Here is a 25,800-nt window from a genome sequence, read left to right as displayed (position 1 = left end):
GGGAGCCCGCGCCTAGGGTGGTGCTCGTGCGCGGGGCGGGCGAGGTGGTGCAGGCCGTGCGCGGGGTGCTCGGACCCGACCTCGCCGCGGCCTACCTGGCCGACGGGGCCGTCGTCGTGGTGACCGCCGGACGGGTCGAGGGGGCGCGCCGGGCCGAGCTCGACCTGCTGCACGCCGCGGCGGGCGGCACCTGGCCGCCCGTGGTGTACGCCGACGCGGCCGACCTCCGCAGCCCGATGACCCTCGGGCGGCGCTGGCCGCGGGCGGAGGCGGGCGCCGACCGGTTGGTCGACGCGGCCGGGTGGCCCAACACCGCCGAGGGTCGGTGGCGGCTGCGCCGGACCGCGACGGTGCTTGCCGGCCCGCCGGCATCAGACCTGGTGGCCGAGGTCGACGAGGTCGCGCTGCGGGCCGAGGCGCTGGGCCTGGCCCGCGACCTCGCCGAGCGGTACGACGACGAGCGCGGGCTCGAGCCGCTGCCGGCGCCGACGCGGGCGACCCGGGTGCTCACGGCCTGCCGCCTGCTGCACACCGCTGCGCGGGCCGCCGTGGTCGACGACGACGCGGCGGCCCGATGGGCGCTGGCCGAGCCCGACGTGCTGGACCCCCGGCACCGGCCCACGGTCTCCACCGCCCTCGCCGGCGGCGAGCCCGACGACGCACCCACCCGCGACCTGCTCTGGGACGTCATGCGGCTGACCGGCGGCAGCGCGCTCCACCAGCGCGGCCGACCTGACCGGGCGGACGGGCGCTAGCCCGCGTCGGCCGCCTCCGCGGCCTCGGTGGCGGCGGTGACGTGCCGCAGCAGCTGCTGGAGGGCGGCGATGTCGCGCTCGCCCAGGCCGATGGCCTCGGCGACGTGGCACTGCACCTCGTCGCGGTGGACCCGCAGTGCGTCGCCGGCCGGGGTCAGCGCGACGAGCACGGTGCGCTCGTCGTCGGTGCCGCGGCGTCGGGTCAGCAGGCCGGCGGTCTCCATCCGCCGCAGCAGCGGGGTGAGGGTGCCGTGGTCGAGGCGCAGGGCGTCGGCGACCTCGCGCACGGTGCACTCGCCGCGGCCCCACAGCAGCACCAGCACGAGGTACTGCGGGTAGGTGAGCCCGAGCCGCGCCAGCACGGGGCGGTAGGCGGCGGTGACGGCCCGCTGCGCGGCGTACAGGTCGAAGCAGAGGAGCTCGTCGAGCTCCACCGCTGAGGGCGCGAGGTGGCTCGTGGTGGACATGGCTTGATTCTACCGCGTGCCCGAGTATCTTGTGCACAAGACAGTTCAGCCCACCGAGGAGGACCCCATGCCCACACGTACCGCCCGCACCGCCTGGAACGGCTCGCTGCAGGAGGGCTCCGGCCAGGTCGAGCTCTCCAGCTCGAAGGTCGGCACCTACGACGTCTCGTTCCCCAAGCGTGCCGCCGACGACGCCGGGGGGACCACCTCCCCCGAGGAGCTCGTCGCCGCCGCCCACTCCTCCTGCTACGCGATGCAGCTCTCGGCCCTCATCGCCGAGGCCGGCGGCACCCCGCAGTCGCTCGACGTGACCGCCGACGTCTCGCTCGGCCCGGACCCCGACGGCGGCTTCCGCCTGACCGGCATCAAGCTCACCGTCGTCGGTGAGGTCGAGGGCCTCGACGAGGCCGGCTTCAAGGAGGCCGCCGAGGGCGCCAAGAAGGGCTGCCCGATCAGCAAGGCCCTCACCGGCGTCGAGATCACCCTCGACGCCTCCCTGGAGAGCTGACAGCGCGCTCTCACGGGGCGCTCATCGCCCGCCCCTAGGCTCGACGCATGAGCAGCGCCGAGACCCCTGACTTCGTCCCTCCCGGCCCCGCCCCGCGCCTCGACGACGTGGCGCTCGTGGTCAACGGGGGCTCGCGCAAGGGCCTCGACGCCGCCGACCTCGCCCGCGACCGGCTCACCGCAGCCGGCGCGGGCGAGGTGCGTCTGTACGCCGCCCCCGACGGCTCCCGCCTGCTGGCCACCCTCGACGAGGCCCTCGCCAGCGCGCCCGGCATGCTCGTCATCGGCGGCGGCGACGGGTCGGTCGGCGCGGCCGCCGGGCGTGTGGCGGGCACCGACACCATGCTCGGCGTGCTCCCCCTCGGCACGGCCAACGACTTCGCCCGCACCCTCGAGATCCCCGCTGACCTCGACGGCGCGGTCGCGGCGCTCGTCGACGGTCGGGTGGTCGACATCGACCTCGGCCGCGCCGGCGAGCACCCCTACCTCAACGTCGCCTCGCTCGGCCTGTCCGTCGCCACCACGCAGCGGCTGACCCCGGGCATGAAGAAGCGGCTGGGTCCGGTGGCCTACCCCGTCGCCGCCGCCCGGGCCTACCGCGACCACGTGCCGTTCGCAGCGCGTCTGGAGTTCCCCGACGGCGACCACCCCACCCTCGAGGTCGCCGACGTGCTGCAGGTCGCGGTCGGCAACGGCCGCTACTACGGCGGCGGCATGACCGTCGCCCCCGGCGCGGGCATCGACGACGGCACCCTCGACGTCTACTGCATCGAGAAGGGCCGCGTGCGCGACCACTTCTCCATCGCCCGGCTGTTCAAGACCGGCAAGTTCGTGGAGCACGAGAAGGTCCACCACGCCGTCACCCGGGCCGTCCGCGTCGTCACCGACCCCGCCCAGCCGGTCAACCTCGACGGCGAGGTGCTGGCCACGACCCCCCTGACCTTCCGGCTCGAGCGCAACGCCGTGCACGTCGTCGTCCCCACCACCAGTCGCGCGGCGCGCTGGGACGGGTGATCGGGAACGGCTGCGGAGGCTTCGAGGCTCGTCGCTGGCGCTCCTCGCACCTCAGCCACCAGAGGGCCCGACCCGCTGGCTGAGGTGCGAGCGGACCTCGATGCGCCAGGCCCTGCCCAGCCGGGTCAGGGCTTGCGGGCCACCAGGTAGACGCGCTCGGTGGACTCGCCGCGGGCGGTGAGCGGCCCCCGGCGGTACCACTCGACGTCGACGAGGCCGGCCTGCTCGGCGAGGGCGACCAGCTCGTGCGGCTCGTGGGCGACGAAGTCGAGCTCGACTGGCTGCTCGAACCACGTGTCATGGCGCCGCACCCCGCTGCCGGCGTGCGCGGCGACGACGAGCGTGCCGCCTGGCTGCAGCGGCCGCACCAGCGCCTCCAGCACGGCGGGCAGCTCGGCCGGCGCGGTGTGGACCAGGGAGTACCACGCCAGCACCGCGGCCCACCCGGACCCGGTGGCCGGGCGCATCAGGGTGCGCAGGTCGCCCTGCTCGTAGACGCCGTCGGGGAAGCGCCGGCGAGCCTCCTCGACCATCGCGGGCGACAGGTCGAGGCCGGTCGCGTCGGCGCCCGCCTCGGCCAGGTGGGCCGTGACGTGGCCCGGGCCGCAGCCGACCTCGACCACCGGGCCGGTGCCGGCGTCGGCGGCCACCCGCTCCAGCAGCCAGCGCTCGAAGGGCAGCCCGTCCAGCTCGTCGGTGAGGGCGTCGGCGTAGGACCCCGCGACCGCGTCGTACGACGTGCGGACCCGCTCGTCTCGCCCGGCCGATCCCCCGACGGACTCGGCGACCACCGCGTCGCGGTCGGCCTCGGGCGCGGCGACCGCGGGCGCGCCGGCGCCGGGCACGTCGACCGGGCCGAGCAGGTGGACCCACCGGGCGTCCTGCTCGCGAGGCTGGCGCGGCAGCTGCTCGACCAGGGGGTGCTCACGCCCGGCCATCCGGGCCAGGCAGGCCTCGACGGCGCCACGGTCGGCGAAGGTGTGCAGCCGCTCGGTGCGGGTCCGCAGTGCACCCGGCGGCTGGGCGCCCCGGAGCAGCAGCACGGTGAGCAGCGCGCGCTCGTCGTCGGCGAGGTCGAGGACGACCGAGAGGCGCTGGAGGTACTTCAGGGTGCGCTTGCCGCGGTCCTCCCAGGTGACGGCGGCCAGCTCGCGGTTCTTCAGCTCGCGCAGCACCTCGTGCACCGTGCGCTCGTCGTAGTCGACCACCGGCTCGCGGCTGCTGGACTGGTTGCACGCGGTGCGGATGCTGTTGACGGTCATCGGGTAGGACGCGGGGACCGTCACCTCCTTCTCCAGGAGGCTGCCGAGGACGCGCTGCTCCTCGGCGCTCAGCACCGGGAGGGTGCTCGGGGCGCTGGTCTCGCTCACGTCGCCCGACGTTAGCCGAGGTCGGCAGGTCGACCCGCCGGGGTGACCATGCGGACCCCTGCGGGCGGTCAGGGTGGGGGCATGACCGACGCCATCGCCCCGCTCCAGGGCCTGCACCACGTCCGCCTCACCGTCACCGACATCCGCCGGTCCAAGGCGTTCTACACCTCCGTGCTGGGCTCGGAGCCCGCGATGGACTTCAGCGACGAGGTCGACGAGCCGGGCACGACCGAGGACCAGGAGAAGCTGTACGGCGGCTGCGTGTTCGACCTGGGCGGCCAGCTGCTCGGACTGCGGCCAGTGGCGCAGGCGGGCGACCGGTTCGACTCGACCCGGGTCGGCCTCGACCACGTCTCGCTCCAGGTCGGCCGCCGCGAGGACCTCGACGCCGCCGCCCGGCGCCTCGACGAGGCCGGCATCGAGCACGGGGAGGTCTACTCCGCCGGCGCCGTGACCATCCTGTCCTTCCAGGACCCCGACGACATCAACCTCGAGCTCACCTTCGCCGGCTGACGGCGCGGCCGAGGCCGGCGCGTTCAGCGGCGAGGAGGAAGGCGACGATCCCGGCGCTGCGCTGCATGTAGCCCGGCCGCGGCGGGAGCAGGGGGTCCTCAGCGGTGTGCTCGACGAACCGCCAGCAGACCTGGCCCCCGGGGCCGGCCACGACTGCCCGGTCGACCAGCGCCTGGGCGCACGCCACGGCCAGCCGGTGGCGACCGGCCGCGACGGCGTGCGCGCCCACCCCGGCCGTGCCGCAGCACCACCCGTCGTTGTCCCACTCCCCGGGCTCGCCGCGGGCCGGCACCCCCGAGGCCTCGACGGTGTCCCAGCACCGCGCGACCCAGGTGGCCGGGCTCTCCCCGGCGACCTCGGTCACGCCGGCGCGCCCCAGGGCCCCGAACAGCTGCTGGGTGCCGGTCGGACCGTGGCACCAGCCCATGGCGTACGCCGGCAGCGGGTCCTCGGGACGCTGCAGCGGGATCGTCGAGGGCACGCGCAGCAGGCCGCCGTCCGGTCCGGTGTCGGCCAGGGCCACCAGGCGTGCGGCGGCCCGGGCACCGAGGTCGACCCAGTCGGGGCGACCCAGCGCGACACCGGCCTCGACCAGTGCGTGGGCCACGCCCGCTGCGCCGTGGGACCAGTTGGGCATCTCCGCCGGCGGGGTGGGGTCGAGCCGGAACCGGTGCGGCGCGTGGGGCCAGGTCGGCCCGTGGTCGTCGGTCTCGACCTCGGCCTCCAGCACGGCCGCCGCGCGGCGGGCCAGCTCCTCGGCCCCGGCGACACCCGAGGCCCGCGCCGCGGTCGCGGCTCGCAGCACGCCGGCGGTGCCGAGCGTGACGTCGGTGACCCGCGCCTCCTCGGCCCACCGGGGCGGGAGCAGGACCGCCGTCGGCCACCCCGTCGGCGTGGCCAGCTCGAGGAGCCGCGACACGACCCGGTCGACACCACCGGCCCCGAGGGCCGTGAGCACCTCCGCGTGCCCGGGGAGGCCGTCGAACCAGGAGCAGTCGGTCGTCTCCTCCACGTCGGCGCGGACCGCCTCGACGACCTCGTGGGCCAGGTCGGCCTCCCGCGGGGTCCACGGCCGCGTGCGGCGCACCTCGGCCAGGACCAGCCCGAGCCCGCCGAGCCCGCTGTGGAGCCCGGCGCGCGGGCCGTCGGCCTCGGGGGGCTCACCGGCGACGACGGTGCCGGGCAGCAGCAGTCCCTCGTCGTCGCGGACGACCTGGTCGAGCGTCCAGGCCCACCCGGCCTCTGCTGCCTCCCGGACGGGCGAGGAGGCGCTCACGGGAGCAAGGTTCGCACGACCTTCTCGTCGGGGTCCCAGCGCCGGAGGCCGGCGAAGACCACCTCGTCCTCGCCCCGGGCCAGGTCCTGGGCCTCGGCCAGCCGGTCGCGCGGCACGCGCATGCCGAGCGTCAGGTGCGGCAGCCATCCAGCGAACCGGTCGTCGCCCACGGCCGCCCGCAGGCCGAGCACGGCCACGACGACGGGGTCGGGCAGCTCGACGACCCGGGCCAGCACGAGCGGGTCGTCTCCGAACGTCACCAGCCCGGCCACCCGGGCCGTCACGGGGAGCAGCGGCCCGAGCGCGTCGACGGCGCGGCGCTCGTCGTCCTCCGTCAGCCCCGGCACGGCGACCACGGTCACGTGCGGGGTGTTGGACTCGCCCGTGTGGTCGGCCATGGAGGGGATGCCGGCCTCGCGCAACGCCTCCCACTGCCGGCGTACGACGGCGGCGGAGGCGTCGTCGGGCAGCAGCTCGATCGAGTGGCGGCGGGGCACGGCGCGGCGGGGCTCGGCGGGGCTCGGCGGCTCAGGCCAGGAACGGCTTGGCGTTGCGGGTGTGCTTGGCCTTGGTCGCGGCGTCGAGCCCGTCGTAGGTGCGCACCGCGAACCCGGAGCGGGCGTTGCGCTCGAAGACCTCGCGGTGGTCGCGCACGAAGGTCCAGTAGAGGCCGTCCCACGCGGCCTGCCAGTCCTCGTCGTCGCCGTCGAGGCCCGCGCCGGCGTAGTCGCTCATCTTGCGCAGGTAGTTGCTGCCCGAGACGTAGGGCTTGGTCGTGATCGCCTCGCCCGCGGCGAACTGCGACATGGCGTAGACGTTGGGCACCATCACCCAGTCGTAGGCGTCGACGAACATCTCCATGAACCACTCGTAGGCCGCGTCGGGGTCGGTGCGCTGCAGGCACATCGCGTTGCCGAGCACCATCAGCCGCTCGATGTGGTGGGCGTAGCCGCGCTCGAGCACCCGCTCCAGCACGTGGTCGACCGGGCCCAGCCCGGTGCGGGCGGTCCACCAGCCCTCGTCGAGCGGCCGGGCGTGCTGCAGCCGGTTGCCCGAGCGCATCGTGCGACCGAAGAGGACGTAGGTGGCACGCATGTACTCGCGCCAACCGATGACCTGGCGCACGAAACCCTCGAGGCTGGCAATGGGGACGTCGTTGCTCTCCCCCACCTCCAGCGCCCGCGAGAGCACCGTGCGCGGGTAGATGAGCCCGACGTTGAGGCCCGGGGTGAGCAGGGAGTGGAAGACGAACGGCTCACGGGTGGACAGGGCGTCCTCGTAGGGCCCGAACTCGGCGAACCGCTCGGCCAGGAACTCCTCGTAGGACGCGCTCGCCTCGGCGTGGCTGGTGGGCCAGGCGAAGGCGTCGGCGTCGCCGGGGTTGTCGGGGAACGCCTTCTTCACCCAGGCGATCGCCTCGTCGACCGCCTCGTGCCGGTCGCTCGGGTCGACGCGCCGCGGCGTCGGGACGGGGTGGTCCTGGGGCAGCTTCTTGCGGTTGTCCTCGTCGAAGGACCACTTGCCGCCCTCGGGCTTGCCCGAGCCGGTGACGAGCACGTCGAGGCGCTGGCGCTGCCAGGCGTAGAAGTGCTGCATCCGCGCCGACCCGCCCTGGTCGGCGAAGTAGTCGGAGAGCTGGCGGCGCGTGGTGAGGAAGTTGGGGGTGTCGAGGACGTCGGCGTCGCGCAGCTCGTAGCCGCCGTCGGCCAGCCCGCCGAGCAGGTCCTGCCCGAGCCAGTCGTCGACCACGTCGTACGCCGTCACGCGGCTCGGCGCGAGCTTCTTCACGAGCTTGGCCAGGGCGGCCCGCGAGGTCGTGCGCCCGTCGGTCTCGAGCACCTCGACGTCGTACCCGCGACCGCGCAGGCGCTCGGCGAAGCGGCGCATGCTCGCCCGGTGGAGCACGAGCTTCTGGGTGTGGAAGCGGTACTGGCGGAACAGCAGGTCGTGCTCGACGAGCACGAAGGTGGTGCCCTCGGCCGCGTCGAGGTGCGACTCGAACAACTGGTGGGGCAGCACCAGGCGCACGGTTCGCTCGGATCGCTGAGCCATGTGCTCGACGCTAGTCGGGGCGCCGGGGGCCTATGTTCACCCCATGAGCCTGCTGGCGACCTGGACCCGGGGCGAGCACACCGACCCCGCCGGCACCACCCACCCCACCTACCGCAAGGGGACCGGGCCGGGGGTCGTGGTCATCCACGAGGTCCCCGGCCTGACCGCCGACGTCATCGGGTTCGCCGAGGAGGTGGTCGCGGCGGGGTTCACCGTCGTGCTGCCGCACCTGTTCGGCCGGCCGGAGACCGGCGACGGGCCCCTGGCCATCGCCTCGTCCCTGCGCCAGGTCTGCGTGAGCCGCGAGTTCACCAAGCTCGCCACCGGCGAGACCGCCCCGGTGGCCGGCTGGCTGCGCAGCCTGGCCCGCGACCTGCACGCCGACCTCGGCGGGCCCGGCGTCGGGGCGCTCGGCATGTGCTTCACCGGCGGGTTCGCCCTGGCCATGATGGTCGACGACGCCGTCGCGGCCCCCGTGTTGTGCCAGCCCTCGGTGCCCTTCCCCGTCGGCCGGGCGCGGGCCGCCGACGTCAACCTCTCCCCCGACGACCTGGCTGCCGTGCGCCGGCGGGCGGCCGCGGGGTGCGAGGTGCTCGGCGTGCGCTACGCCCGCGACCCGGCCACCGGCACCCGGTTCGAGACCCTCACCCGCGAGCTGGGCGACGCCTTCCTGCGTGTCGAGCTCCCCGGCCGCAAGCACGCCGTGGTCACCCGGCACCGCCAGGACGAGGCCGTCACCCGCATCCTCGACTTCTTCCACGGCAAGCTCCACACTGACCCGTCGTGAATCCACGACGGGTCGGCGTCAGAGAGGCACGGACTCGCCGCGGGCGACGGGGCGGAGGCGGTCGGCGAGCCCGCGACGGGTGCACTCGGCGACGAAGTCCGAGAGCGGGGAGCGGAAGACCCGGTAGTCGTCGTGGTGCACCGGTACGACGGCACCCGGCTCGAGCAGGTCGACCAGGTCGGCACCCTGGCGACCGTCCATGGTCACCAGGACCCCGGCGACCCGGGTGCCGCCGAGGTGCAGCACCGCGGTGTCGACCGGACCGCAGCGCTCCACCACCTCGCGCAGCCACGGGCGGAGCAGCGTGTCCCCGCTGACGTAGACCCGACGGACGAGCCGCGCGCCCTCCCGCAGCTCGAGCACGCTCCCCATCACCTCCGGCAGCAGGTGCCGCACCGGCCCGGGCCCGTGCACGCCGGGCGCGCTGGTCACCGTGAGGGTCCAGCCGTCGCGGGCCAGCTCGACGGTGTCCCACGTCCGGAGCGCCTGGGCCTCGCCGAAGCCCCACCGGTCCAGGCGCCGGGCCGCCGCGGGCGTGGTCAGCACGGGGAGCGACCGGTCGAGCGAGCGGCGGGCCACCCGGTCGAAGTGGTCGCCGTGCAGGTGGGAGAGCAGCACCGCGTCGAGGGCGGGCAGCCCGGCGAGCGTCTCCGGGGTGATGGCCGGCTCGGTGAGCCGGCGCGACCACAGCCCCTTGCCGAGGTAGGCGCGCTGGCCGCGGTGCAGGAAGTTGGGGTCAGTCAGCAGCGTGAACGGGCCGAGGTGCAGCAGCGCGGTCACCGTGCCCCCGAAGGTCAACCGACTGCTGGGGTGCTCCATCGGGCCCGGTACCCCGAGCCGCCAGGTCGACCGGGTCGCCCAGCCGCACCGTGCCGCCCTCGAGGACCCGGCAGATCGACCCGCCGCGGTGCCGCAGGGCGTGCTGCGCCCCGCGGCCGATGGTGTCGTCGAGCAGCTTGCACGGAGCGGCGACGCGGACGACCTGCAGCAGCACGTCGCCGACCCGGATGAGCGCCCCGGGCTCGCGAGGCACCGTCCCGGCGCTCACCGTGAGGTTGCGCCGGGTCAGGTGGGCGGGCACGTCGGCGCCGTACAGCTCGGTGGCCTCGGCCAGCGCGTCGAGGCTCTGCACGCTCACGTGCCGGTGCCGGGTGCCGTGGTAGCGGTCCCCCACGATGCCCCGGCCCGCCTCGACCTCGACGGCCTCGACCGCCCGCATCGGCAGGCGGGTGGCCTTGGCGACGTGCAGGGCGGCGACGGTGCAGGATTCCTCGGGGACCACGCCCCTAGGATCCCAGTGCCGTCCAACGACGCCCGCTCGGAAGGGGCCCACCATGAACGCGACTCCGCCACCCGACGCCGGCTGGTTCGACGACCCGACCGGCCGGTTCGGCCGCCGCCACTGGGACGGGCACCGCTGGACCGAGCACGTCGTCGCCACCAACGGCGAGACCGTGACCGACCCGCTGCCGGCCGGCGGCGCGCCGCTGGCGCCACCGCGCGGCACGTCCGGTGGCCCGGGCACCCCCGGCTCCTCCGGCTCCTCTGGCACCCCGACCCCCGGGTGGAGCCCCCCGCCCCCGCAGCAGCCCGGCCCGCCGGCGTACGACGCGACCTCGCCGGTGCCGCAGGCGGCCTACCCGCCGCCCCCGACCGCCGGCCACCCCGTGGCCGGGTCGCCCGGACGGTCGTACGGCGCGGGCGAGCGCGGTCGACCCGGGTGGGGCCTGCTGGCCGGCGGTGGCGGGCTGGCCATGATGCTGCTCAGCCTGCTGGTGCTCCCCTGGTACGACGGCGACGACAGCCGGTTCACCGACATCTCGACGGCCTACCGCGACGCCGGGCAGATCGCGGTCGGCAACGACGTCGTCTGGCTCTGGGCGATCGGTGGCGCGTACGCCGCCGTCCTGGTCGTCGCGGTCGCGGTGGCCGTGGCCGCCGTGCCGCTGGTGCACTCCTCGGGCGTGCTGACGTGGGTCGTCATCCTCGGCGGCATGGCCGCCGGCGCCGGTGCGGCCGTCCAGGGATGGCTGCTGCAGCAGGCCAACGTCGGGGAGGTGCAGTTCTCCCTCGGCGGCTGGATCGGGATGCTCGGGCTCGCCGTGCTCGGGGCGGGCGTCGTGCTCGGCGCGCGGTGGGCGCCGCGGCCCGCGGCTGCCCCGGGGATGCCCCGGCCGCCGGCTCCGGGGCCTGACGGCACGACGAAGGTCATCGCCGCCGCCTCGATCGGCCTCGGCCTGCTCGTCGGCGTGGTGCTCTCCTTCACCCAGCCCGACCTGGGCACCCCGGGCGGCGACACGCCCGCCGGGGGTGGCGACGGGGGCAGCGCCGCCGCGGTGACGACCGTCGGCTGACGCTCACGCGCCCAGCAGGGCGAGGCTGCCCAGCGAGACCGTCCAGCTGACGAAGCTGCCCACGAGGAAGTACTCGGTGACCTCGTGCAGGCCCGGGCGGGAGCCGTCGGCCCGCGCCGCCTGCAGCTCGGGGAAGCGCAGCAGCGCCTTGGCCGCGACGACGATGCTGGCCGCGGTGGCCTCCCCGGCCAGCCACAGGACCACGATGAAGACCCGCTCCAGCGGGCCGAGGATGCGTCCGCCCTTGAGCGAGGGGGCGGGCGAGGCGGCGACGGTGTCGCGCAGCGGGTTGGTGGTGCCGGTGACCCCCAGGACGAGGCGGACCAGCACGTTGCCGGTGGACAGCTGCACGAGCAGGACACCGGTGACGAGCAGCGCGCGGTCGGGGTCGAGGCCGTCCAGCGGCGCCAGGTCGGTGGCCTCGAGCCACTTCTCGAGCAGGCCGTGGGCCGCCGGAGCCGGGCCGGAGGCGACCAGCCCCGCCACCACGAGCAGGCCGAGGACGCCGAGCGGCACGGCGTACCGGCGGGCCCCGAAGCCGTAGGTGACGCTCTCGCCCCACGCCACGACGCCCAGGCCGATGACGACCAGCCCGAGCAGGTGCCGCGGCTCGTCGAGGCCGGCGAGGACGCCCAGCAGGAGCACCGCGACCGCGGCGCCCGCCTCGGCCGTGCGGGCACGGCGCAGCGCCGACCACCCCGAGGCGCGGGTCAGCGAGAAACCGACGTCGGCCAGCGCCACGCCGACCAGCAGCAGCCCGAGCCAGCTCATGCGAGTCCTCCCAGCAGGTCGTCGGTCGTCACCACGACGCCGAGGGCGTCGGAGCGCACCCGCTGCGAGACCGCCGACGGGCTGATGCCCAGCTCGACGGCGACCTCGGCCTGGGTGCGCCCGGACAGCAGACCACGCAGCACCGACAGTGAGCGGTCGTCGAGCCGCCCGACGAGCTCGTCGCGCGCCAGCAGCGCCGCGTCGACGGCCCCGGTCTCCCCCGCCACGCCGTCGGCGAGCCGGTAGGCCGTGCGTGCCCCGCGCGTGGCCGCCCGGGCCGCCGCCTGGTGGGTGTCGTCGATGGCGCGGCGGGCCGCCCACCACGCCGAGCCGTCCTCGATGCCGGTCTCGTCGTCGAGCACCCGGCGTGCGCCGCGGCCGATGCCGTGGCGCACGTCGTGGTCGGGCAGCAGGGCGAGGCGGACGGCCAGGGTGACCGCGCACGCGGTGCCGAGGCTGGGCACGACGCCCTGGTACTCGTCGCCGGCGGTGACGCGCAGGGCGAGGTCCCACCGCCCGTTGACCTCGGAGAGCGCCCGCTCGAGGCGGCGGTGCAGGGCGCGGCGGTCGGACGCCCCGCGCGACCCCACCAGGTCACCGATGAGGACGACAGCCTCCTGCTTCACCGTCATGAGATGAAGTTATCACCTTCATCTGCTGCGGATGAAGCAAAAGGCTTCACACTAGGGCCGCGCCGAGCACCAGCCCGCTCGTCGGGACGCCGGTGCCGGCGGTCACCAGCACGTGACCGTCGACCGCCGCGGGCACCTGGTTGACCGAGGTGCCGCGCACCTGGCGGACCGCCTCGGCGATGCCGTTCATCCCGTGCAGGTAGGCCTCCCCCAGCTGCCCGCCATGGGTGTTGAGCGGCAGCCGGCCCCCGAGCTCGATCGCTCCGTCGGCGACGAAGCCGGGTGCCTCGCCCCGCCCGCAGAAGCCGAGCTCCTCCAGCTGCATCAGCACGTACGGCGTGAAGTGGTCGTAGAGCACGGCCGTCGGCACGTCGGCCGGCGTGAGGCCCGACTGCCGCCACAGCTCGCGGCCCACGACACCCATCTCGGGGATGCCGATGTCGTCGCGGTAGTAGGAGGTCATCACGAACTGGTCGCGCCCGCTGCCCTGCGCCGCGGCCACCACGTGGGCCGGGCGCTGCGGGAGGTCGCGGGCGCGCTCGGCCGAGACGACCACGATGGCCTGGGCGCCGTCGGTCTCCTGGCAGCAGTCGAGCAGGTGGAGCGGGTCGACGATCATCCGCGAGGCCTGGTGGTCCTCGATCGTGATCGGCCGCTCGTGGAAGAACGCGTGCGGGTTGGTCGCCGCGTGCCGCCGGTCGGCCACCGCCACCGCGCCGAAGTCGGTCGAGGTGGCGCCGTACTCGTGCATGTAGCGGCGGGCCTGCATCGCCACCGTCGCGGCCGGGGTGCCGAGGCCGAGGGGGTAGGTCCAGGCGTTGTCGAGGCCGTTGGTGTTGACCTGGGTCGCCGCGGCCACCGAGAACTGGCCGAACCGGCTCTCCGAGCGCTCGTTGAACCCGCGGTAGGCGACCACGACGTCGGCGACGCCGGTGGCCACGGCCATCGCCGCCTGCTGCACGGTCGCGCACGCCGCGCCCCCGCCGAAGTTGATGCGGCTGAAGAACCGCAGCTCGGGCAGGCCGAGCTCACGGGCCACCGCGATCTCGCTTGAGGTGTCCATCGTGAACGTCGTCAGGCCGTCGACCTCGCCGACCTCGAGACCGGCGTCGGCCACCGCCGCGCGCACGGCCTCGACCGAGAGCTGCAGCTCCGAGCGCCCCGAGGCCTTGGAGAACTCCGTCGCGCCGATGCCGACGATCGCCGCCTTGCCGCTGAGGGTCCGGGTGGTCATGGGCGCTCGGCTCGCGTGGTCTCGAGACGGTTGCCAGGGCGACCTCCTCGACCACCGTGCGGCCCGGTCACGGCACGACCACCCGCACGGTGCCGGTCACGTGGTCGCCGAGGGAGACGCGCCCGGTGACGCGCACGGTCGCGAGGCCGTCCGCGACCTCGGTGACCTCGCCGCTGAAGGTCAGCGTGTCGTAGGGGTGGGCCGGGGCGCCGAGCCGGATGGCGATGCCGCGCAGGTCGGCGTCGTGGCCGAGCCAGTCGACGACGTACCGCTCGACGAGGCCGTTGGTGGTCAGGATGTTCATGAAGATGTCCTTCGACCCGGCCGCCTGGGCGACGTCGCGGTCGTGGTGGACGTCCTGCCAGTCGCGGGTGGCGATGGCGGTGCTCACGATGGTCGTGGGCGTCATCGGCAGGCTCCACTCGGGCAGCACCTCGCCGGCGGTCACGGTGCGCATCAGACGGTCCTCCAGACCGGCAGGGTGAGGTCGTCGTCGACGCGGCGGAAGTCGACCCGCAGGCGCTGGCCGATCTCGAGGTCGTCGACGCCCTCGACCTCCCCCACCATCCGGACGCCCTCGTCGAGGTCGATGAGCGCGATGACGATCGGCAGCTCCTTGCCGGGCACGGGCGGGTGGCGGTGGACGACGTAGGAGTAGACCGTGCCCTCCCCCGCCGCGACCTCGTGGCCGCGGTCGTAGGCCTCGCACTGCTGGCACGCCGGCCCGGGCGGGAACCGCGTGGCCCCGCAGGCGTTGCAGACCTGGATGCGCAGCTCGCCCACCTGCGTGCCGTCCCAGAAGAACTGCGAGTCGCGGTTGACCATCGGGCGCACGGCCATCAGGGACGCTCCCCCGGGACGAACTTGAGCACGCGGAACAGCATGGTGGCGACGTGCTCGTCGTCGACGTACCAGCGGTTGCGGGAGGTGACGAAGTAGCCGATCCCCATGCCGGTGGTCTTGGGGCCGACCACGGAGTCGAGGGCGGTGGTGACCCGCAGCTCCTCGCCGACCCGCAGGTAGCGCTCGTAGGTCTGCTCGCAGTTGGTGCCCAGCACAGCGGTGTACCCCTCGGCGGTCAGCACCTCCATCATCGCGTGCAGCGGGTCGTCGTCGGGCCGCCGGCGGCCGAGCCCGGGCATCGTCCAGACCTGCGCCATCGACGGCGGCGCCTCGCCCTGGCGGAACCGGTCGTTGTCGTAGCCCAGGGCATCGAGCCAGGTGCCGATGGTGGGCTGGTTGACCGCGTACGGCGCCCACGACTCCGACGCCTCGCCGAGCGCCTGCACGCGGGCGGCCTCGGCCATGATCCGGTCGTGGCGCTCGTCGGCCTGCCGGGTGCTCACCGGGGCACCCGCGGCAGGCCGAGCCCGAACATGCCGATGAGCTCGCGCTGGACCTCCTGCACGCCCCCGCCGAAGGTGAGGACGAGGTTGCGCTTGGCCTGGTCGTCGAGGTAGCGGAGCAGGTGCCTGGTCTCGGCCTCGGCCGGGTCGCCGTACCGGTGGACGACGGCGACGAGGTCGGCGGCGAGGTGCTGCACCTGGTCGGCGGCGAAGACCTTCGACGACGACGCGTCGCCGACCGAGACCTCGCCGTCGGCGGCGGCGCGGGCGACCTGCCAGTTGAGCAGCTCGTTGACCCGGAAGGCCGCGGTCACCCGGCCGAGCACGTCGCGGACGTCGGGCCGCTCGAGGACGCCGGCCTTGCCGGCCCACTCCACGATCCGGTCGCGCAGGCCCTCGATGCGGCCGGCGGGGCCGAGCATCACGCGCTCGTGGTTGAGCTGGGTGGTGATGAGGCGCCAGCCCTGGTTCTCCTCACCGACGAGCATGTCGACGGGGACGCGGACGTCGTTGTAGTAGGTCGCGTTGACGTGGTGGGACCCGTCGGCGGTGATGATCGGGGTGAAGGAGTAGCCCGGGTCGGAGGTGTCGACGATGAGGATCGAGATGCCCCGGTGCTTCGGCGCGTCGGGGTCGGTGCGCACGGCGAGCCACACGTAGTCGGCCTGGTGGCCGCCGGTGGTCCACATCTTCTGGCCGTTGACGACGTAGTGCTCGCCGTCGCGGCGGGCGGTGGTGCGCAGCGAGGCCAGGTCGGTGCCGGCGTCAGGCTCGCTGTAGCCGATGGCGAAGTGGACGTCGCCGGCCAGGATCCGGCCCAGGAACAGGTCCTTCTGCTTCTGGGTGCCGTAGCGGATCAGGGTGGGCCCGACGGTCTGGAGGGTGACCGCCGGCAGGTGGACGTCGGCGTGCTGGGCCTCGTTGGCGAAGATCGTCTGCTCGACCTCGCCGAGCCCGTGGCCGCCGTGCTCGGTGGGCCAGCCGACGCCCATCCAGCCGTCCTGGCCCATCTGCCGGATCACGCGCTGGTAGGTCGGGCCGTGCCGGTCCTTGCCCATGTCGAGGTGCTCGTCGTCGGAGGCGAGCCCGTGGAAGTAGGTGCGCAGCTCGGCCTTGAGGGCGCGCTGGGCGGCGGTGAGCTCGAGGTTCTTGGCCGCGGGGTCCTCGACCGCGACGTCGCCCGGCAGCGTGCCGAGGGCGTGTGCGACGTCGACGACCCAGGAGTAGTAGTGGTGCAACGGGTAGGTCTCGTCGACGCCCATGCCGCCGTGGAGGTGGTGGCAGGTGCGCAGGGCCTTCGGCGCCTCGGCGACCGTCCACCACGCCGCGACGGCGAGGTCGTCGGTGGCCTCCAGCCCGGCGCCGACCCGCCAGGCGGCGTTGTCGGCGGCGAGGTCGAGCGTGCGGGAGGCGATGTAGAGGTCGGCGGCCTGCATGGCGACGGCCTGGAACTCCGCCAGGGCCCGCCCGAACTGGCGACGGCCCTTGATGTAGTCGGCCGTCAGGTCGACCGCCCCGCGCACGACGCCCGCGGCGGTGAGGGTGAGACCGGCGACGGCGTGCTCGACGAGGGTGCGGGCCGCGGCGCCGGCCAGGTCGGTGCCGTCGCCCAGCACCCCGGCGGGCGCGCCGTCGAGGACGACGGTGTGGGTGGTCAGCCGGGCCGACGAGCCGGACTCCTCCAGGGTCACGCCCGGCCCGTGCGGGTCGACGAGGACGACGACGTCGCGGTCGGTCGCGGCGTCCCGGGCGGTCACGAGCAGCCGGGTGGCCTCGGCAGCCCGGGTGACGCCGACCTTGCGGCCGGAGACCGCGCCGGCGTCGTACGTCGCGGCGGGGCGGTCGGTCAGCCGACGGCCGACCTCGCGCAGCGCCGGGGCCAGCTCGACCTCGCCGGCCGCGACGCCGGGCAGCAGGGCCTCCTGCTGGGCGGGCGTGCCGACGGCGGCGAGCACGAGCGCTCCGCAGCACAGCGTCTCCCACACCGGCAGGTGCACCGCGCGGGCGCCGGTCTCGCGCAGCAGCACCGCGACCTCGGCCAGGCCGAGGCCCTCGCCGCCGTGGGCCTCGGGCACTGGGAGCGCGGTGAGCCCGGCCTCGGCGACCGCGGCCCAGGTGGGCACGCGGTCGTGGGCCGCGGCCTGGTCGAGCACGGAGCGGACGACCGAGCGCACGGCGTCGAGCGACTCGGGGTCCGCGGGCGAGAACCCGTCGATGGTCGTCACGGCCGAAACTGTAACCTGTTCTAGTTCTCGCTGCCACGCCGTCCGAGGAGGTCCGGGTGCCCGCTCGAAGCACCGCCGTGCGGCTGGCCCGCCGGGTCTACCTGCCCTGGGCGCGCATCCCCGAGGGCCGTCTCGTGGAGCTGCCGGGCCGCGGGACGACGTACGTCACCGACACCCCGGGTCCCACGCCCGGGGCCCCCGTCGTCGTGCTGCTGCACGCGCTCGGGTGCACCGGGCTGCTGACGTGGTACCCGGTCGTCGAGCGGCTCGCCCACCGCCACCGCGTCGTCACCCTCGACCAGCGCTGGCACGGGCAGGGCATCCAGGGCGAGGCGTTCTCCCTGCGCGACTGCGCCGACGACGTGGCCGCGCTGTGCGACGTGCTCGGCGTCGAGCGGGCGGTCGTCGCGGGCTACTCGATGGGCGGCGTCGTCGCGCAGCGGGTCTGGCGCCAGCACCCGTCGTACGTCGCCGGGCTGGTGCTCTGCTCGACCACCGACCGCTTCCAGCTCAACCCGGCCGAGCGGGCGTTCTTCACCGGCATGGGCGTCTCGATGCTCGGCCTGCGGGGCGTGTCGCGGTCGCGGACCGCGGTGGCCACTGCCCGCCGCGCCGCTGCGTCCGTGGACCTCGCGCCCACCGACGTGCAGGAGTGGGCGATCGGCGAGTTCCGGTCCACGAGCCCGTGGGCGGTCGGCCAGGCCCTCGCCGCCCTCGGTCGCCACCACTCCCGCCCCTGGCTCCCCCGCGTCGACGTCCCGACGGCCGTCGTCGTCACCGCGCGCGACCGGGTGATCCCCGCCGAGCGCCAGCGCGGACTGGCGCGGGCGATCGGCGGCGCGACGACGCACGAGGTCGACTCCGGCCACGCGGCGTGCGTGCTGGAGGCGGAGAGGTTCGTGCCGGCGTTCCTGGAGGCGGTCGCGGTCGTCAACGCGCGGCGGTGAGTCCTGGTCTGCGGGGCTGGTGACCCGATCGACTACGCGCGCGGCCGCCCACACCAGCCACGCGGAGCAGACGGTTCACGCCGGCAGGAGCGGCAGCCGCCTCGCGCTCACGTGGTGCCGCGGCCGGCCGTCGACCGGGTCGACGTAGGCGAGCTCGGCGGCGAGCAGCTGGAGCGGGTCGGAGAAGTCGTCGATGTCGACGTGCCGGTCGACGGGGTAGAGCGGGTCACCGACGATGGGCGCGCCGAGACCGAGGAGGTGCAGGCGGAGCTGGTGGGTGCGGCCGGTGCGCGGGTGGAGCCGGTACGTCGCCAGGTCACCCCCGCCCGCGACCCGCGACTCGACCTGCAGCAGCGTCTCGGCGTTGACCGGCGCGCCGGGCACGGTCTCGGCACGGCCGGTGCGCGGGACCGGCCGGATGTGGGTGCGGACGGTGGTGGGCATCTCCAGCGCATCGACGTGGGGGGCCAGGGCCCGGTAGGTCTTGCGGACGGTGCCGGCGGCGAACATCGACTGGTAGGCCCCGCGGTCCTCGCGGCGCACGACGCAGAGCACGAGGCCGGAGGTGATCCGGTCGAGCCGGTGCATCGGGGTCAGGTCGGGCAGGCCGAGCCCGTCGCGCAGCCGCACCACCAGGCTCTGCACGACATGGTTGCCGCGCGGCACCGTCGAGAGGAACGCGGGCTTGTCGACCACGACCACCCGCTCGTCGCGGTGCACGACCGTGATCTCGCCCGGCACCACCGGTTCGGCCCGCAGGTCGCGGTGGAACCAGACGAACGTGTGCGGGCGGTAGGCGTCGGACTCGGTCACCGCCGCTCCGTCGGCGTACACGAAGCGGCCCTGGGCCAGCAGCGCGTCGACGTCGACGCGGTCGTCGACGGCGGTGCGCAGCCACCCCGCCATCGAGGCGTACGACGCCGGGTCGGCCGTGTGCCGGTCGGGCGACTTGACCCAGGCGGGCTGGAGGCCGTGGCGCGGCGGGAGGGGCGAGCGGGGCGGCACCGGGCTAGCTGGCGCCGGGCGGCAGGCCGGCGAGCTCCTCCAGCCGGGCCACACCGGGGCCGGTGTGCTCGGCCAGGTCGGCCCGCGCGGCGTCGAGGGCCGGCGAGGAGGGGTGGCCGGGCGGGACGCGGGAGGGGTTGAGCGCGACGGTCGCCGCCCAGGCAGCGATGTCGGGCTCGGCGCCGAAGGCGGTGGCGGCGCGGGAGCCGAGGGCGTTCATCGCGGCCCAGTCGGCCAGGGAATTGCCGAAGGACGACGGCGGGGCGAGCCGGTTCTTCTCGGCGTCGCTCACCGGGTCGCCCGCAGGCCCGCCGGGGCGGGTCGCCTCGACGTACCCCACGAGCGCGGCGCCGAAGCACGGGAACCCCGACCGCACCGGCTGCAGCGTGATCGCGTCGGCGGACCAGATGGGGGTGCGGGGGCGTCGGCGCAGGCCGTCAGCCGCACAGTCGACCACCAGGGCGTCGGGCGCGACGTCGACCGTGCCCTCGTCGAGGTGCAGGCGGCCCCGGGAGACGCGCCGCAGGTGGCCGAGCCGGACCACGCGGTGCACGGTGCGGAGCAGGTCGAGCTCCCACGCGCCGAGGGTCGGCGCCTTGGCCATGGTGGGGGTGAGGGAGCGGTCGATGCGGATCATGGTCCCCGCGTCCTCGAGGCGCAGGAACAGGTCGTCGAGGGAGGACGCCGCGGCCGCCGAGCGCATCACGCTCGCGGCCATGCCGAGGAAGACCGTGGGGTCGGGCTGCACGACGGCGCGGTCGAGCATCCAGGGCTCGCGCGGGCGGACCCACACGATCGCGTCGGGGTCGGTGCCCTGCTGCAGCAGCCAGACGACGGCGTCGGTGGCGGTCTTGCCCGACCCGACGACGACCACCTCCGGGGCGTGGCCGGCCTCGGGGAGCAGGTTGACCGCGACGGCGCGGGCGTCGTCGTCGACCGCGAACCCGGCCGGCGACTCCGAGGGCACGCGCGGCGAGAGGTAGGTCGCGTCGACGACCCGGGCGCCGGGCCGGACGGCGTACGACGTGCCGTCCGCGGCCCGCACCACGCCGTCGCCGACGTGCTCGGCGCCGAGGAGCAGGTCGACCCGGCCGGGGCCGACCATGCGGTGGGCCACGACGCGCTCGTAGTGGGCCAGCACCGTGTCGCGGTCGGCCCGCTCGAACAGGCCCGCCTCGGGGCCCTCGGTCTGGCGCTCACCGCCGAGCACGGTCGAGGCGACGCCGTAGAACTGCGAGGCCTGGTGGAGCCGGACGAAGGGGTACGCAGCGCGCCAGTGCCCGCCGACGCCGTCGCGGCGGTCGACGACCGCCACCCGCACCGAGGGGTCGGTGTGGTCGATGAGCGCGTCGGTGAAGGCGAGGCCGGCCGCCCCGGCGCCGACGACGAGGTAGTCCACGTCGAGCTGGTGCACGGGGCCACCACACCACGAGGACGCTCCGGGTCGACACCCGGGTGGGTGGGTCGCGACCGCTGCGGCGGCTAGGGTGCGCGCGTGCGGCAGCACCTCCTCGAGACGGTTGGCCGACGCGCGTCGTCGGTCCACCTCCCCGGGGCTACCCCGGGGGCCACCGGCACGTCCGGGCACGGCACCGCGCGCGACACGCTGCGCTCCGCGGCAGGAAGCCGCGCGCACGACGGGACAGGTCGAGCGGTGCTGCCGCACACCCCCTCCGGGCCGGGGTCCCGGTGAGGGAGGACCTCGCGCGCGCCCTGGCCGCCGGGTTCCTCGCCGGCGCGTGGGACCGCGACGGCCTGCTGGCCAGCGGCCGCGGGGTGCTGGGCCGCCGCCCGGCGTGGTTGCGGCCGCTCGTGCGCGACGTCCTGCTGCACTACCCGCGTCCACCGCACGACCGGCCGCGCGAGCTGGCCACCGTCATCGGGGCGTTCCTCGCCGCCGACCGCTCGTACGCCGACGCGCCGGCGCACCGGCCGCTCGCGCCGACCCGGATGCTGGCCAACCGGTGGGGCGTCCCCGCGCTGCACGACCTCGCCGACCTGGCCGACCTGCTGGACCTCGACACGGGCGAGCTGGACTGGTTCGCCGACCCCAAGCGGTGGGCGCGGCGCACGAGCGAGCCGCGCCTGCAGCACTACCGGGTCAGTCACCGCGTCGTGGCGACGGGCGCGGTGCGGGTGCTGGAGGCACCCAAGCACCGGCTCAAGGTCCTCCAGCGCCGGCTGCTCGACGAGGTGCTCGCCGTCGTGCCGCCCCACGACGCGGCCCGCGGCTTCCGTCCCGGCGGGTCGGTCCGCCGCCACGCCGCGCCCCACGCCGACCGGTCGGTGGTGGTGCGCCTCGACCTCGAGTCGTTCTTCGCCAGCGTGACCGTCGGTCGCGTCTTCGGCACCTGGCGCACGGTCGGCTACCCCGAGCCCGTCGCCCACGCCCTGGCCGGGCTGACCACGACCGTCCTGCCGCACGCGGCGTGGCGGGCGGTCCCCCGCCCGGCGCCGGAGCACCTGCTCGACGCGCACTGGCGGCTCGGGCGCCGGCTGGCCGCCCCGCACCTGCCCCAGGGCGCGCCGACCTCCCCCGCGCTGGCCAACCTGGCGGCGTACCGCCTCGACGTGCGGCTGTCCGCCCTGGCCCGCGCCTGGGGCGGGCGCTACACGCGCTACGCCGACGACCTGGCCTTCAGCGGCGACCGCGGCTGGGGCCGCGGCACGTCGCGGTTGCTCGACGCGATCGAGGAGGTCGTGGTCGACGAGGGGTTCCGGGTGCACCCGCGCAAGACCGCCGTCATGCCCCGCGCCGGGCGGCAGGTGCTCGGCGGGCTGGTCGTCAACGACCGGCCGCGGGTGCCGCGGGCCGAGGTCGACCGGCTCCGCGCGATCCTGCACAACTGCCGCCTGCACGGCCCGGCGAGCCAGGACCGCGACGGCCACCCTGCCTTCGCCGCGCACCTGCGCGGCCGGATCGCCTGGGTCGCCCAGCACGACCCGGCCCGGGGCGAGCGGCTGCTCGCCGCCTGGGAGTCCGTCGACTGGACACGCTGAACCGGCAGCGGACCGGGCCGCACGGTGGTCGAGGACGGCGCCCTGGCGCCGGTCTCGAGACCCCTGCGGTGAGTGGTCTCGAGACGGGACGTCGTCCCTCCTCGACCACCGTGGGGTCAGTCGGGCACGCGCTCGCCGACCGTCGGTGCGGCAGCGGCCACGGCGTCGCGCACCCGGGCCAGCTCGGTCGGGAAGTGCCGGACGAGCGCGTCGGCGTCGGGCACCGACTCGCGGCAGGCGATGGCGCCGACGTGCACCTTGCCGTCGTTGCTCATCACCGTGATGTTGAGGCCGGCGCTGTGGAAGATCGGGCCGAGCGGGTAGAGGGCCAGCACGTGGCCACCGAGGAAGTAGATCGGCACGGGCGGGCCGGGCACGTTGGAGACGACGAGGTTGATGGCCGGCGGGTGCTTCTCGGCCAGCCGCAGCCCGGCGTACGCGCGGACGGCGAGGCCGAAGGTCCGCGGCGCGGCGAACTCGGCCCAGTCCTGCAGGGAGTCGGCGCTGATGGCCTGGTGGTGGTCCTTGGCGTTGCGGTTCCAGCCGGCCATGGCCTCCAGCCGCTCGAGCGGGTCCTCGATGTCGGTGCCGAGCCGGGCGAAGAGGGTGGAGACCTTGTTGGAGCCGCCCGAGCGCTTGGAGACGTCGCGGACGCTGACCGGGACCGAGGCGATGAGTGTCGAGTCGGGCAGCTCGCCGCGCTCGTCGAGGTAGGCGCGCAGCGCCCCGCCGGTGACCGCGAGCACGACGTCGTTGACGGTGGTGCCGGTGGCCTTCTTGACCGCCCGCACCTCCGCGAGGTCCATGTCGGCCAGCGCGATGGAGCGGTGGCCGGTGATCGTGCCGTTGAACGACGTGCGCGGGGCGGTCAGGGGCGCGGCCATCGCGGTGCCCTGGGCGGCGCGGCGCGCGCTGCTGACCACGCCCTTGACCGTCGGCGCGACCACCCGGGCCGCGTGGACCGGCAGCGCGGTCCGGCTGGCCAGGCCGCGCACCAGCAGCTCGCCGCGGGAGACCGCGCGGCCGTGCTCCTGCGAGCCGCCGAGGGCGAGCGGGGCCTCGTCGGGCGAGAGCGAGCACAGGTGGGAGACCAGGCTCGCGCCGGACACGCCGTCGACGGTCGAGTGGTGCATCTTGAAGAACACCACGAGCTGGTCGTCGCGGTAGCCCTCGATGACCCACATCTCCCACAGCGGCCGCGACCGGTCGAGCGGCAGGGAGGCGAGGTGGGCGACCAGCCGCGCCATCTCGTCGTACCCGCCCGGGCTCGGCACCGCGAGCCGGTGCACGTGCCGCTCGACGTCGAAGGTCCGGTCGCGCACCCAGATGGGGTGGTCGAGGCCGAGCGGCACCCGCCGCAGCTTGCGGGTGAACTCCGGCACGTCGCGCACCTGCCGCTCGATCCCGGCCTGCAGCGCGTCGAAGGTGTACGGCGTCGGCATGGTGCTCGGGTCGATGACGATGACGCCGCACACGTGCATGAGCTGGGCGGGCGTCTCGAGGTAGAGGAAGCTGGCGTCGAGGCCGGACAGGCGGTCCACGGGGTCTCCGAGTGCTGGTGCGCGGTCGAAACGAGAACAAGTTCTTGTTGTACAACGGCCCTCCGCCCGACCGGGCTACGGGTGACGGACCTCTCATCCGGCCCGGTCAGAGCCGGGCCTACAGTCGATGGCCATGGGGTTCCTGCGTCGCCGCCTGCTCACCGCCGCGCTCACCGCCAACGCGCTGCGCCCGCTCCCGGGCTACGAGGCCGCCGTGCCGTCGTTCTTCGCCGGCTGGCTGACCACCGAGCTCGCTCCCCACGTGCTCGCCGGCACCGCCGCCGACACCGTGCTCGCGGTGCGCCGGGGCAGGGCCGACCGGGCCGGGCTGGCGCTGGCCGCGGTCAGCGCCGTCGGGCTCGCCGCGATCCTGGCCCAGAGCCGGCGTACCGGCGAGGTCGCCGAACGGGCGCTGACCGAGGCCCTGGGCACCGACTACCAGGACGTCCTCGACCCCCGGCCGACCGCGGCCGACCTCGCCACCCCGTGGCGGCGGCTGGTGTGGCCGTTCCGGATGAAGGACCCGCGGGTCCACGTCGAGCGCGACATCGCCTACAACGACCACGGCAAGCGCGGGCGCCTCGACGTCTACACGCCGGCCTCCGGGCTGCAGCCCGGCGCCGGGGCCCCGGTGCTCTTGCAGGTGCACGGCGGTGCGTGGTCGATCGGCGAGAAGGAGCAGCAGGGCGTCCCGCTGATGCACCACCTGGCCGCCAAGGGCTGGGTGTGCGTGGCCATCAACTACCGCCTCTCCCCCCGCAACGCCTGGCCCGCCCACGTGGTCGACGTCAAGCAGGCCCTGGCCTGGGTCAAGGAGCACATCGCCTCCTACGGCGGCGACCCCGACTACGTCGCCATCACCGGCGGCTCCGCCGGCGGCCACCTCGTCGCCCTGGCCGCGCTGACCGCCGGCGACCCGACCTGGCAGCCGGGGTTCGAGGACGCCGACACCTCGGTGGCCTGCGCGGTCCCCCACTACGGCGTCTACGACTTCGCCGGCGCCACCGGCCTGCGCACCGCCGAGCAGATGCGCGACCGCTTCCTCGCGCCGCGGGTCCTGCAGAAGCGGTGGAGCGAGGACCCCGAGGCCTTCGAGCAGGCCTCCCCGCTGCTGCGCATCACGCCCGACGCCCCCGACTTCTTCGTCCTGCACGGCGCCCGCGACACCCTCGTCGACGTCGAGCAGGCCCGGCTGTTCGTCTCGCGGCTGAAGGAGGTCTCCGAGCAGTCGGTGGTGTACGCCGAGCTGCCCGGCGCCCAGCACGCCTTCGACGTCTTCCCCTCGATCCGCTCGGCCCACGTCGTGCGCGCCATCGACCGCTACCTGCACTGGCACTGGCACACCTGGCGGGCCGGCCTCGACCACGACGCCCAGGTCGACCAGCCCGACCCCACCGCCTGACCGGTCCCGGACCAGGGGTGAGGCCGCGCGGGTGGCCCGGCCGCCGGTCGGTGCTGCCTAGCGTGGCCGCCATGAGCGAGCAGACCTCCCCCGTCGACCCCGACCTCGTCGCCCGCTCGGTCGACCTCGCCCGCCGCAACGTCGCCGAGGGCGGCAAGCCCTTCGCCTGCATCGTGGTCGACGTCGCCAGCGGCGAGGTGGTCATCGAGGCCACCAACCAGGTCGTGCAGACCGGCGACAAGACCGCGCACGCCGAGGTCACCGCCATCCGCGGCCTCGCCGTCCAGGGCCGCACCGACCTGCGCGGCTGCGAGGTCTACGTCACCGCCTACCCGTGCCCGATGTGCCTGGGCGCGCTCTACTACGCCGAGCCCGAGCGGGTCGTGTACGCCGCGACGCGCGAGCAGGAGGGCGAGCACTACGAGGACGGCGGCCGGTGGATGACGCTGGCGACGTTCTACGACGAGTACGCCAAGGACCCCGCCGACCGGTCGCTGCCGGCCGTCCAGGGCCCGCACGACCACCCCACCGCCCCCTTCGAGGACTTCGCCGCCCGCGGCGACGGCTGAGCCCGCCCGGACCACCGAGTGGCCCGACCCACG

At 75.2% G+C, this 25,800-nt stretch carries 27 protein-coding genes; 10 read left to right on the top strand and 17 right to left on the bottom strand.

Annotated features, from left to right (window positions below; all coding sequences use genetic code 11):
- Positions 1–26 precede the first annotated feature (26 nt).
- Entirely contained in the window at positions 27–755 is a 729-nt protein-coding gene (locus FJQ57_RS07355) for a hypothetical protein (protein WP_139978564.1), read from the top strand.
- Here the strand turns inward: FJQ57_RS07355 and FJQ57_RS07350 are convergent.
- Positions 752–1,222, bottom strand: coding sequence for a MarR family winged helix-turn-helix transcriptional regulator (locus FJQ57_RS07350; RefSeq protein ID WP_139978562.1), 471 nt, complete (start codon positions 1,220–1,222; stop codon positions 752–754). The two genes, FJQ57_RS07355 and FJQ57_RS07350, sit on opposite strands and share 4 nt — an antisense overlap.
- A gap of 67 nt (positions 1,223–1,289) precedes the next feature.
- On the opposite strand from FJQ57_RS07350, the gene FJQ57_RS07345 reads away from it, so the two are divergent.
- Entirely contained in the window at positions 1,290–1,730 is a 441-nt protein-coding gene (locus FJQ57_RS07345; RefSeq protein WP_139978560.1) for an OsmC family protein, read from the top strand.
- Positions 1,731–1,777: 47 nt separating this feature from the next.
- Positions 1,778–2,743, top strand: a complete 966-nt coding sequence (locus tag FJQ57_RS07340; RefSeq protein WP_139978558.1) for a lipid kinase — start codon at positions 1,778–1,780, stop codon at positions 2,741–2,743.
- Between the two features lie 125 nt (positions 2,744–2,868).
- Here the strand turns inward: FJQ57_RS07340 and FJQ57_RS07335 are convergent, their stop codons facing one another.
- Positions 2,869–4,113 (bottom strand): DUF480 domain-containing protein, encoded by a 1,245-nt coding sequence (locus tag FJQ57_RS07335; protein ID WP_246081639.1) that lies wholly within the window; start codon positions 4,111–4,113, stop codon positions 2,869–2,871.
- Positions 4,114–4,194: 81 nt separating this feature from the next.
- On the opposite strand from FJQ57_RS07335, the gene FJQ57_RS07330 reads away from it, so the two are divergent.
- Positions 4,195–4,626 carry a VOC family protein gene (locus tag FJQ57_RS07330; RefSeq protein ID WP_139978556.1) on the top strand — a complete coding sequence of 144 codons (432 nt, stop codon included), beginning with the start codon at positions 4,195–4,197 and terminating at the stop codon, positions 4,624–4,626.
- Here the strand turns inward: FJQ57_RS07330 and FJQ57_RS07325 are convergent.
- Genes FJQ57_RS07325 through FJQ57_RS07315 form a run of 3 tightly spaced genes read right to left on the bottom strand, consistent with a single transcriptional unit; the run spans position 4,610 to position 7,954 of the window.
- On the bottom strand, positions 4,610–5,902 hold the full coding sequence (locus tag FJQ57_RS07325; RefSeq protein ID WP_139978555.1) for a glycoside hydrolase family protein: 1,293 nt from the start codon (positions 5,900–5,902) through the stop codon (positions 4,610–4,612). The two genes, FJQ57_RS07330 and FJQ57_RS07325, sit on opposite strands and share 17 nt — an antisense overlap.
- Positions 5,899–6,399 (bottom strand): 2'-5' RNA ligase family protein, encoded by a 501-nt coding sequence (locus FJQ57_RS07320; protein ID WP_139978553.1) that lies wholly within the window; start codon positions 6,397–6,399, stop codon positions 5,899–5,901. Before FJQ57_RS07320 ends, FJQ57_RS07325 begins: the two co-directional genes overlap by 4 nt.
- Before the next feature lie 31 nt (positions 6,400–6,430).
- A complete protein-coding gene (locus FJQ57_RS07315; protein ID WP_139978551.1) occupies positions 6,431–7,954 on the bottom strand; it encodes a cryptochrome/photolyase family protein in 1,524 nt (507 codons plus the stop codon).
- 43 nt (positions 7,955–7,997) lie between these two features.
- Here FJQ57_RS07315 and FJQ57_RS07310 point away from each other — a divergent pair, with 43 nt between their 5' ends.
- Positions 7,998–8,741: a dienelactone hydrolase family protein gene (locus FJQ57_RS07310; protein WP_139978549.1), complete on the top strand. Its 744-nt coding sequence runs from the start codon at positions 7,998–8,000 to the stop codon at positions 8,739–8,741.
- A gap of 18 nt (positions 8,742–8,759) precedes the next feature.
- Here FJQ57_RS07310 and FJQ57_RS07305 read toward each other — a convergent pair whose 3' ends face one another.
- Together FJQ57_RS07305 and FJQ57_RS07300 are read right to left on the bottom strand one after the other, a co-directional pair.
- Positions 8,760–9,521, bottom strand: coding sequence for an MBL fold metallo-hydrolase (locus tag FJQ57_RS07305; RefSeq protein WP_246081638.1), 762 nt, complete (start codon positions 9,519–9,521; stop codon positions 8,760–8,762).
- Positions 9,478–10,023, bottom strand: a complete 546-nt coding sequence (locus FJQ57_RS07300) for an MOSC domain-containing protein (protein ID WP_246081637.1) — start codon at positions 10,021–10,023, stop codon at positions 9,478–9,480. Before FJQ57_RS07300 ends, FJQ57_RS07305 begins: the two co-directional genes overlap by 44 nt.
- Before the next feature lie 52 nt (positions 10,024–10,075).
- Here FJQ57_RS07300 and FJQ57_RS07295 point away from each other — a divergent pair, with 52 nt between their 5' ends.
- Positions 10,076–11,095: a DUF2510 domain-containing protein gene (locus FJQ57_RS07295; protein WP_170219315.1), complete on the top strand. Its 1,020-nt coding sequence runs from the start codon at positions 10,076–10,078 to the stop codon at positions 11,093–11,095.
- Between the two features lie 3 nt (positions 11,096–11,098).
- On the opposite strand, the gene FJQ57_RS07290 is transcribed toward FJQ57_RS07295, so the two are convergent.
- From FJQ57_RS07290 to FJQ57_RS07265, 7 genes are all read right to left on the bottom strand, one after another.
- Entirely contained in the window at positions 11,099–11,866 is a 768-nt protein-coding gene (locus tag FJQ57_RS07290; protein WP_139978541.1) for a hypothetical protein, read from the bottom strand.
- Positions 11,863–12,498 carry a SatD family protein gene (locus tag FJQ57_RS07285; protein ID WP_139978539.1) on the bottom strand — a complete coding sequence of 212 codons (636 nt, stop codon included), beginning with the start codon at positions 12,496–12,498 and terminating at the stop codon, positions 11,863–11,865. The genes FJQ57_RS07290 and FJQ57_RS07285 overlap by 4 nt, the downstream gene beginning before the upstream one ends.
- 46 nt (positions 12,499–12,544) lie before the next feature.
- Positions 12,545–13,732 carry a lipid-transfer protein gene (locus tag FJQ57_RS07280; RefSeq protein ID WP_139978537.1) on the bottom strand — a complete coding sequence of 396 codons (1,188 nt, stop codon included), beginning with the start codon at positions 13,730–13,732 and terminating at the stop codon, positions 12,545–12,547.
- Between the two features lie 67 nt (positions 13,733–13,799).
- Positions 13,800–14,189 carry a MaoC family dehydratase gene (locus tag FJQ57_RS07275; RefSeq protein ID WP_139978536.1) on the bottom strand — a complete coding sequence of 130 codons (390 nt, stop codon included), beginning with the start codon at positions 14,187–14,189 and terminating at the stop codon, positions 13,800–13,802.
- On the bottom strand, positions 14,189–14,572 hold the full coding sequence (locus FJQ57_RS22340; protein ID WP_170219314.1) for a Zn-ribbon domain-containing OB-fold protein: 384 nt from the start codon (positions 14,570–14,572) through the stop codon (positions 14,189–14,191). The genes FJQ57_RS07275 and FJQ57_RS22340 overlap by 1 nt, the downstream gene beginning before the upstream one ends.
- Entirely contained in the window at positions 14,572–15,078 is a 507-nt protein-coding gene (locus tag FJQ57_RS22335) for an FAS1-like dehydratase domain-containing protein (protein WP_246081636.1), read from the bottom strand. The genes FJQ57_RS22340 and FJQ57_RS22335 overlap by 1 nt, the downstream gene beginning before the upstream one ends.
- Positions 15,075–17,303, bottom strand: coding sequence for an acyl-CoA dehydrogenase family protein (locus FJQ57_RS07265; protein ID WP_139978534.1), 2,229 nt, complete (start codon positions 17,301–17,303; stop codon positions 15,075–15,077). Before FJQ57_RS07265 ends, FJQ57_RS22335 begins: the two co-directional genes overlap by 4 nt.
- A 56-nt stretch (positions 17,304–17,359) precedes the next feature.
- Between FJQ57_RS07265 and FJQ57_RS07260 the strand changes: the two genes are divergently transcribed.
- Positions 17,360–18,250 (top strand): alpha/beta fold hydrolase, encoded by an 891-nt coding sequence (locus FJQ57_RS07260; protein WP_139978532.1) that lies wholly within the window; start codon positions 17,360–17,362, stop codon positions 18,248–18,250.
- Between the two features lie 75 nt (positions 18,251–18,325).
- Here FJQ57_RS07260 and FJQ57_RS07255 read toward each other — a convergent pair whose 3' ends face one another.
- Together FJQ57_RS07255 and FJQ57_RS07250 are read right to left on the bottom strand one after the other, a co-directional pair.
- Positions 18,326–19,255, bottom strand: a complete 930-nt coding sequence (locus FJQ57_RS07255; protein WP_139978530.1) for a pseudouridine synthase — start codon at positions 19,253–19,255, stop codon at positions 18,326–18,328.
- Positions 19,256–19,259: 4 nt separating this feature from the next.
- The gene (locus FJQ57_RS07250) at positions 19,260–20,669 is read right to left on the bottom strand and encodes an NAD(P)-binding protein (protein ID WP_139978528.1); all 1,410 of its coding nucleotides are present in this window, start codon (positions 20,667–20,669) and stop codon (positions 19,260–19,262) included.
- 275 nt (positions 20,670–20,944) lie between these two features.
- On the opposite strand from FJQ57_RS07250, the gene FJQ57_RS07245 reads away from it, so the two are divergent.
- The gene (locus FJQ57_RS07245; RefSeq protein ID WP_139978526.1) at positions 20,945–22,255 is read left to right on the top strand and encodes a reverse transcriptase family protein; all 1,311 of its coding nucleotides are present in this window, start codon (positions 20,945–20,947) and stop codon (positions 22,253–22,255) included.
- 116 nt (positions 22,256–22,371) lie between these two features.
- Here FJQ57_RS07245 and FJQ57_RS07240 read toward each other — a convergent pair whose 3' ends face one another.
- A complete protein-coding gene (locus tag FJQ57_RS07240; protein ID WP_139978524.1) occupies positions 22,372–23,796 on the bottom strand; it encodes a WS/DGAT/MGAT family O-acyltransferase in 1,425 nt (474 codons plus the stop codon).
- A 133-nt stretch (positions 23,797–23,929) separates the two neighbouring features.
- On the opposite strand from FJQ57_RS07240, the gene FJQ57_RS07235 reads away from it, so the two are divergent.
- Both FJQ57_RS07235 and FJQ57_RS07230 read left to right on the top strand, forming a co-directional pair.
- Positions 23,930–25,198 carry an alpha/beta hydrolase gene (locus tag FJQ57_RS07235; RefSeq protein WP_139978522.1) on the top strand — a complete coding sequence of 423 codons (1,269 nt, stop codon included), beginning with the start codon at positions 23,930–23,932 and terminating at the stop codon, positions 25,196–25,198.
- 71 nt (positions 25,199–25,269) lie between these two features.
- Complete coding sequence (locus FJQ57_RS07230) at positions 25,270–25,767, top strand: nucleoside deaminase (protein WP_139978520.1); 498 nt, start codon at positions 25,270–25,272, stop codon at positions 25,765–25,767.
- The last annotated feature ends 33 nt before the right edge of the window (positions 25,768–25,800 follow it).

Source organism: Nocardioides litoris, from assembly GCF_006346315.1.
Classification (GTDB): Bacteria; Actinomycetota; Actinomycetes; order Propionibacteriales; family Nocardioidaceae; genus Nocardioides; species Nocardioides litoris.
The sequence above is the reverse complement of the archived record's forward strand: the minus strand, read 5'-3'. Positions and strand labels throughout refer to the sequence as shown.

Bases quoted from the DNA above. Each gene is read 5' to 3' on its own strand.
- FJQ57_RS07345 (WP_139978560.1), top strand. From the start codon at position 1,290: ATGCCCACACGTACCGCCCGCACCGCCTGGAACGGCTCGCTGCAGGAG.
- FJQ57_RS07315 (WP_139978551.1), bottom strand. From the start codon at position 7,954: ATGGCTCAGCGATCCGAGCGAACCGTGCGCCTGGTGCTGCCCCACCAG.
- FJQ57_RS07275 (WP_139978536.1), bottom strand. From the start codon at position 14,189: ATGCGCACCGTGACCGCCGGCGAGGTGCTGCCCGAGTGGAGCCTGCCG.
- FJQ57_RS07340 (WP_139978558.1), top strand. From the start codon at position 1,778: ATGAGCAGCGCCGAGACCCCTGACTTCGTCCCTCCCGGCCCCGCCCCG.
- FJQ57_RS07285 (WP_139978539.1), bottom strand. From the start codon at position 12,498: ATGACGGTGAAGCAGGAGGCTGTCGTCCTCATCGGTGACCTGGTGGGG.
- FJQ57_RS07310 (WP_139978549.1), top strand. From the start codon at position 7,998: ATGAGCCTGCTGGCGACCTGGACCCGGGGCGAGCACACCGACCCCGCC.
- FJQ57_RS22340 (WP_170219314.1), bottom strand. From the start codon at position 14,572: ATGGCCGTGCGCCCGATGGTCAACCGCGACTCGCAGTTCTTCTGGGAC.
- FJQ57_RS07295 (WP_170219315.1), top strand. From the start codon at position 10,076: ATGAACGCGACTCCGCCACCCGACGCCGGCTGGTTCGACGACCCGACC.
- FJQ57_RS07280 (WP_139978537.1), bottom strand. From the start codon at position 13,732: ATGACCACCCGGACCCTCAGCGGCAAGGCGGCGATCGTCGGCATCGGC.
- FJQ57_RS07230 (WP_139978520.1), top strand. From the start codon at position 25,270: ATGAGCGAGCAGACCTCCCCCGTCGACCCCGACCTCGTCGCCCGCTCG.
- FJQ57_RS07235 (WP_139978522.1), top strand. From the start codon at position 23,930: ATGGGGTTCCTGCGTCGCCGCCTGCTCACCGCCGCGCTCACCGCCAAC.
- FJQ57_RS07330 (WP_139978556.1), top strand. From the start codon at position 4,195: ATGACCGACGCCATCGCCCCGCTCCAGGGCCTGCACCACGTCCGCCTC.
- FJQ57_RS07350 (WP_139978562.1), bottom strand. From the start codon at position 1,222: ATGTCCACCACGAGCCACCTCGCGCCCTCAGCGGTGGAGCTCGACGAG.
- FJQ57_RS07290 (WP_139978541.1), bottom strand. From the start codon at position 11,866: ATGAGCTGGCTCGGGCTGCTGCTGGTCGGCGTGGCGCTGGCCGACGTC.